The sequence below is a fragment of the Clostridium sp. DJ247 genome, from assembly GCF_014231265.1.
Genome location: NZ_JABAIW010000100.1, coordinates 1 through 6,565 on the forward strand (window position 1 = coordinate 1; position 6,565 = coordinate 6,565).

5 protein-coding genes are annotated in these 6,565 nt (G+C 28.1%); 1 reads left to right on the forward strand and 4 read right to left on the reverse strand.

The genetic code is table 11. The annotated features are described in order from the left end of the window. Nucleotides 1-116: 116 nt before the first annotated feature. From HGI79_RS21800 to HGI79_RS21815, 4 genes are all read right to left on the reverse strand, one after another. Nucleotides 117-794: a murein L,D-transpeptidase family protein gene (locus HGI79_RS21800; RefSeq protein WP_185652776.1), complete on the reverse strand. Its 678-nt coding sequence runs from the start codon at nucleotides 792-794 to the stop codon at nucleotides 117-119. Nucleotides 795-961: 167 nt separating this feature from the next. Next, nucleotides 962-1,393 (reverse strand): hypothetical protein, encoded by a 432-nt coding sequence (locus tag HGI79_RS21805; protein WP_185652777.1) that lies wholly within the window; start codon nucleotides 1,391-1,393, stop codon nucleotides 962-964. A 313-nt stretch (nucleotides 1,394-1,706) separates the two neighbouring features. Further along, entirely contained in the window at nucleotides 1,707-2,348 is a 642-nt protein-coding gene (locus tag HGI79_RS21810; RefSeq protein WP_185652778.1) for an HDIG domain-containing metalloprotein, read from the reverse strand. Nucleotides 2,349-2,403: 55 nt separating this feature from the next. After that, complete coding sequence (locus HGI79_RS21815) at nucleotides 2,404-4,902, reverse strand: ATP-dependent DNA helicase (RefSeq protein WP_185652779.1); 2,499 nt, start codon at nucleotides 4,900-4,902, stop codon at nucleotides 2,404-2,406. 294 nt (nucleotides 4,903-5,196) lie between these two features. Here HGI79_RS21815 and HGI79_RS21820 point away from each other — a divergent pair, with 294 nt between their 5' ends. After that, nucleotides 5,197-6,477, forward strand: a complete 1,281-nt coding sequence (locus tag HGI79_RS21820) for an SH3 domain-containing protein (protein WP_185652780.1) — start codon at nucleotides 5,197-5,199, stop codon at nucleotides 6,475-6,477. Nucleotides 6,478-6,565: the final 88 nt, after the last annotated feature.

A 6,565-nucleotide genomic window follows, 5' to 3' on the forward strand; every position in this document is an offset into this window, starting at 1 on the left:
TTTTCTCAAATTTGAGCTAAGACTAATAAAAAAATATTTAAATGTGACTTCAACATTGATAATATATACTTACGTATAAGTTAAATTTAAGTTGTGGTTATCTATATTTTAATAACTTATTTATAAATTTCTACTGGTGTTTTAACTGGGGCATACTGTTTAATGATATTCACATCCTCATTACTTACAGCTATACATCCATAGGTCCAGTTATATTCATTTCCACCTCCATGAATTCCTACTGCCCCTCCTAAAGGTGTATTCCATGGTGGTTGTTTATAGTTATCTATTGCGTCTTTAATCTTTTCGTAAGTTTCTTTATTAATTAGACCTTTATCTAAACCATTTTGTGCATCTTTAATATTAGGGTAACTTAATCCTAAAAAATATGTATATTTCGTTTGCCCATTTCTATAACAAATATAGTAACTTCCCTCTGGAGTTTTGTTATCTCCTTCTTTTTCTTTATCACCTTCTGGAGATCTTCCCAGACCTATTTTAAACCTTCCAATTATATTTTCATCTCCGTAAAGCTCCAGTACTCTTTTTTTCTTATATATTTTAATCATAGTCTTAGATGGTATATGTTCTGGCTTACTAAAAAAAAGCTGTAAATCATCTTTTGTTTTAATATTCTTCTCACCTAACTCTTTCACTGATGTATTTTCAGCTTTTTCACTATTTAAGGCAGAATTTTTTACATGTTTTCTTATGGAATATGCTGTAATAGCTGTAATCAACATCATTCCAATTATTAAAAACGTTAAAGGAATAATCTTTTGTCTATTTTTCATTTTTACCACTCCAGTTCATTAGTTAACCTTTAAAATCAAATGATAATTATATTAATATTACTTATCTATTATTTCGGCTAGTTTTAATTTTTCATTACTTATAATTCATGTTTTTTACAAAAATATGCACAAAAATATAATAATAACATATTATTTACAACACAGTATTAAGTTCCCAATATAGATTTAAGCCAACTTAATAAATTTTCATTTTTGTCACCAGCTAATTTATAGCTGTTATATTTTTTATTATATTGTTCAAGTTTTGTACCATATTCCTCTATATCTTTCTTATATTGAGCAAGCTTACTATTATAATTAATAACAGTATTGTTCCATTGCTCTGTTTTATCACTATTTTTTAATAAATCCATCTGCTTTTTTATTTCCTCTAGTTCCTTACTTTCAACTTGTATTTTATTACTAACACTTTCAATATCTTTTTGTTCCTTTTCTAAGACAGTAGTTGTTGCTTTAGTATATTGTTTGCTTACTGGCCTTTGATCAGTCTTTATATCTATAAGTCCTGCCACACAAACTATAAAAAAAACTATAATAACTACAAAAAGTTCAAACATAAGTGATTTAATTGTACTCATATTTTTTATCTCCCAATTTCAAATATTAGGTATATTTAATATTTTTCACCTAGATTTACTATATGATATATAAGTACAGATTATGATTTAACTTAAAAAACTTTAACTTAAGCTTCTATTTCTTACCAGAATAACCCCAGCTTGTGGAACTTTGCTCTTCAGAAGAATTTATAACTAGCTAAAATTCGAAAATTCTAATATTTCAACCTTTGAGGAAACGAAAAAAAGTTATCATAAAATATAATTTCATGATAACCTAAAATAAAAATAATCTTAACAATGTAAAACTTTACAAATAGCATTTATATAATACTCAATGTATACCTACTAATTGGCATTTCTTGCACTTATCAATAAAATAGTTAATATTCTCATTAATCTCTTTTATTTTATCTTCTGTTATATTCCCTCTTCCTAATCTATCACATAAAGAGAATAATGCTATTTCTTCAGCATCTACTTCTGAAAGCATAGTTTTTATATCTGCAAAAGGTAAGTTTTTAACTACAAAAAGTGTGTGCATATGCCATCTTACTATTATAGATACTTTTTTTATAAAATCTTCATCACATTGAAACTCTTTAAGAAACTCTATAGAAAGCTTTTTTCCAACTTTATCATGATCATAGGAGGTTATTCTTCCTTTTCTCATTTTAGTTGTGGGCCCTTTTCCTATATCATGAAGTAAAGCTGACCACATAAAAACCTGAGGATTCTCACTTTTTTTCTTTCTTTTTGCGGCCTCATCTACAACAAGCATAGTGTGTTTCCAAACACTGCCTTCTGGATGATATATAGGGGATTGTGGTGTTTCCTTCAACTTCCACAACATTGATAGAGGATACATATTTAAGAATTCATTATTATTAGATATTATATTAAAATATTCTGATGGTTTTTCATCTAGCATCAAATGTTTATCAAATTCTTTAAATAGTTCTTTAAAATTTTCCATAATTGTATCACCTTCTTTAAAGCTTTTTTGAAAGTGCCATGTTTTTGTTTCTTATTTATTTTTCCCAAAAGTTAATAAGATTATTTCTTATATCTTTAGTATTTCTAATATATGTATTAGGAAACCATTCCCTAGGAAATAATTTCTTATAACTTAAATTTGAAAATCTTTCATCTATTAAAATTATAACTCCCTTGTCTTCTTCCGTCCTGATAACTCTTCCTGCAGCTTGTAGTACTTTATTCATTCCTGGATACATATAGGCATACTCATATCCTTTGCTGCTTATTTCATTATAGTGGTGCATTACTATATTTCTTTCTAAGCAGAGCTGCGGTAATCCTACACCTACGATAACAGCTCCAATTAATTTATCATGCTTTAAATCTATACCTTCAGAAAAAATTCCACCTAATACAGCAAAGGCTATTAAAGTTACTTTTGGGTTATCTTTGAAATTTTTTGTAAATTCCTCTTTTTCTTCCTCACCCATATTATTTTCCTGTACTATAACATTATAGTTACTATATTCTTCTGAGAAAAACTTATAGGTTTCCTTCATATATTTATATGAAGGAAAAAACACTATATAGTTTCCAACTTTACTCTCAACAATACAATTAATATAATCAGCTATTTTAGTATAGCTATTTTCCCTTTGATTATACTTTGTAGAAATGTTATCCACTATAAATATTTCCCTGTTATCTACAGAAAAGGGTGATGATAGCCTCATTGTGTAATCTTCTTCATTTCCTCCAAGCATGTCTTTAAAATAAGCTATAGGATTTAATGTGGCTGAGAAAAATATTGAAGCCTTAGATTTTTTTATACATTGATTTAAAATATAAGATGTATCTAAGCAGTACATTTTTAAGTTAACATCGTTTCCCTGTTTTTCAACAAAGGTAGCAAACCTATCATCATATAGTTCAGAAATTCTTATATATGATAAACAATTAAAATATACCTGCAATAGTTCTTCATACCCATGGTTTTTACTATTGTTAACTAACCACTCTTCTGCCTCTGAAGTGAATCGCCTCAATAAAATTACAATTTCTTCTATATGATTTTTTTGGACATAAGCATCCTTATTCTTAAATATTAAATGTTTTATTTTAGTATTCTCAGAGAGTTGAGTTTCTTTTTCACCTTTTTCTGCTTCAAAACAGTCTGTTGTGTTAGGATCTTCACATAGCTTTCTCAATTTTATCATATAGGTATTTATCTTATCTAAAACTCTAGCTATCTTAGGATTTATATATTTCATTATCTTTTTCAAGTCTAAAAATTGCTGTTTATTAATTTCAGCAGAAAACATATCTCTTGCTCTATCCACTAGGTTATGAGCTTCATCTATTAAAAATACATACTCATCTGTTCCATTTTCAAAAAACCTTCTTAAATAAACTCTAGGATCAAAAACATAATTATAATCACATATTATACAGTCAGCTAATAAAGCTAAATCCAGTGAAAATTCGAAAGGACAAATGTTATGTATTTTTGCATATTTTACTATGGAATCTCTATTAATAAAATTTTCTTTAAGCAAAATCTTCTCTATAGCTTTATTTACTCTATTAAAATGTCCTTTTGCAAATTCACATTCTTCTGGGTTACAGGATGGTTTTTCTTTAAAACATATTTTTTCTTTAGCAGTTAAAGTCACTACTTTCAATTCTAATCCTTCATTTTTCATATTTAATATACATTCTTCCGCTATACCTCTAGTAATAGTTTTAGCAGTTAAATAAAATATTTTTGAGATTAACCCCTCTCCTAATGACTTAATGGCTGGAAACAAAGTAGATATTGTTTTACCTATCCCTGTTGGAGCTTGAGCGAAAATATTCTTTCCTTCTCTAATGGTTCCATATATGGCCACTGCTAATTCTCTTTGACCTTTTCGATATGAATTAAAAGGAAATGATGTATTTTTTATAGATATGTTTCTCTTAACTTTCCAGTCCCTTATATAATTTGCCCAAAAATAATACTTATTTAACAATTCATAGAAAAATATCTCTAAATCTGTTATATAAAAATCTGTTTTTAAATACTTAATTTCATCATTATTTATATTATAATAAGTCAATTGAACTTTTATTTCATTTAAGTTATTTTGCATTGCATAGATATATGCATAACATTTTGCTTGAGCCCAATGAAGGGAATTATAATTTTCATCAATAAATTCTAAAGGTTTCGTAACAGTTTTTATTTCATCTATTATTACACTATTCCCTTCTATAATTATTCCATCCACACGGCCTTCAACTATAAAATTAAATCCTTTAAACTCAAAGCTGTGCTTTAACCCTACCTCTGCTTTATACTCTTTTTTTACATTTTTACCTTGTAATAATTCTTCTAAAGGAATTTGCTTTTCATCAGAAAACATACTTTTATATTGTTTTTGTATCTTTTGATGTGCCTTTGTACCCTGGATAGCCCTGCTGCTTCCTGTAAATCTACTATCTAAATCTCCACTTCTTAAAACAAATTCAACTAAGTTTCGTACGGAAACCTTAATTTGTTCAACACCCATAAAATCAGCTCTTTCTCTATATCCATCTTCTATTTATTATTTACGTGTTATATACATTCCTCAACTAATATTCTATATAATTTAATTTTGTTTTACAATGGAATTTTAATTAACCATTATATTACCAATTATTCTGAAATTATGATAATATATATTTATATGAAATTATTATGTTAAATATTACTAATAAGTATAAACTTTTTTCATTTATATACGATAAAAATCTTGAACTATAGATAACTTTAATGTAAGTTTAAATTAGATTATATTTTAATAATTATGGAGGGATACAGCATGGATAAATCTAAAAAACTAATTTTTTCATTTTTTATTTCTGCAGCTCTACTGAATAGCAAATGCTTAACTTATAATATTGTACATGCTGCAGAAACTACTAAACCGAATGTTCAAAGTAGCGCCTATGATGGTGATCTAAATATATTCACTAAATATGGATACAAAGGGCAATGTACTTGGTTTACCTATGGAAGGGTTCTTGAAAAACTAGGAATATCTCTTCCTTCAGAATTTTATGGCAATGCTGTAGATTGGTGGTACGCCAATGTGAAGGATAATGTTTATTCATATGGTTCTGAACCAAAAGCTAATTCTATAGCAGTATGGGCAGGGGGCAACTATGGTTATGGCCATGTTGGTTTTGTAGAAAAAGTAGAAGGAAGTAATGTTTTTCTTAATGAAGGTAATTTTAGCGTAAGAAGAAACTACGATGGGTCTGTAAAGTCCTTATCTAAAGATAAAATGAAGTCTAGAGGAAATTTATATTTGAAGGGCTATATTTACTTGGATTCACCAGTGAAAAAAAATACTGTAAAACCAGTAGATAATATTGTACAAGCTTCTGCTTCTAAAGAATCCATAGCAGGAACAAGTGTAGTAAATTTGTCAAATCCAAGTTCTACACTTAATGTTAGGAGTACACCTGATATATCTTCCAGTGTTCTAGGATATTTAAAAAATAGTGAAACAGTTAACATTATAGGTGTCTATGGAGACTGGTATAAAATTCAATATGGTTCAACTTATGCATATGTAAGTTCCAAATACATAATAAATAATTCCAACAGTAATCAATCCAATAATACTGTAACAAAAGGAGTTTTACCACTTAAAAGTAGTACTAGCTCTGTAAAATCTGGATTTGTAAATTTAGCTAGTGACTCTTCATCTTTAAACTTAAGAAGCTATCCTAATGGAAAAATTTTAACCACTTTAAAAAACAGAACAAAAATAGATATATTAGAATCTACCGGAGGATGGTATAAAGTTAGTGTTGCTGGGAATATTGGATATGTATCTTCTAGCTACGTAAATACTTCTGAAAATTCTTTTGCAAGCCTGTCATCCGCTGATACCACAGAAACTAAGTCAGGTACTGTAATGCTTAGTGATGAGTATTCTACTCTGAATCTAAGAAACAATCCTTGGACCGGCAGGGTACTGTCAACCCTTGCTTCTGGAAGTAAAGTTGAAATTTTAGGTAATAATGGGCGTTGGTACAAAGTAAAATCAGGAGACTCTGTTGGATATGTTCATTCAGATTATATTCAACTGTAGAGTAACTATATAGATAACCATGCCCGAAATTTAACTTATACTACGGTATATATTACCATGTTTCGTCACGTTAAATATTTTTAATTAG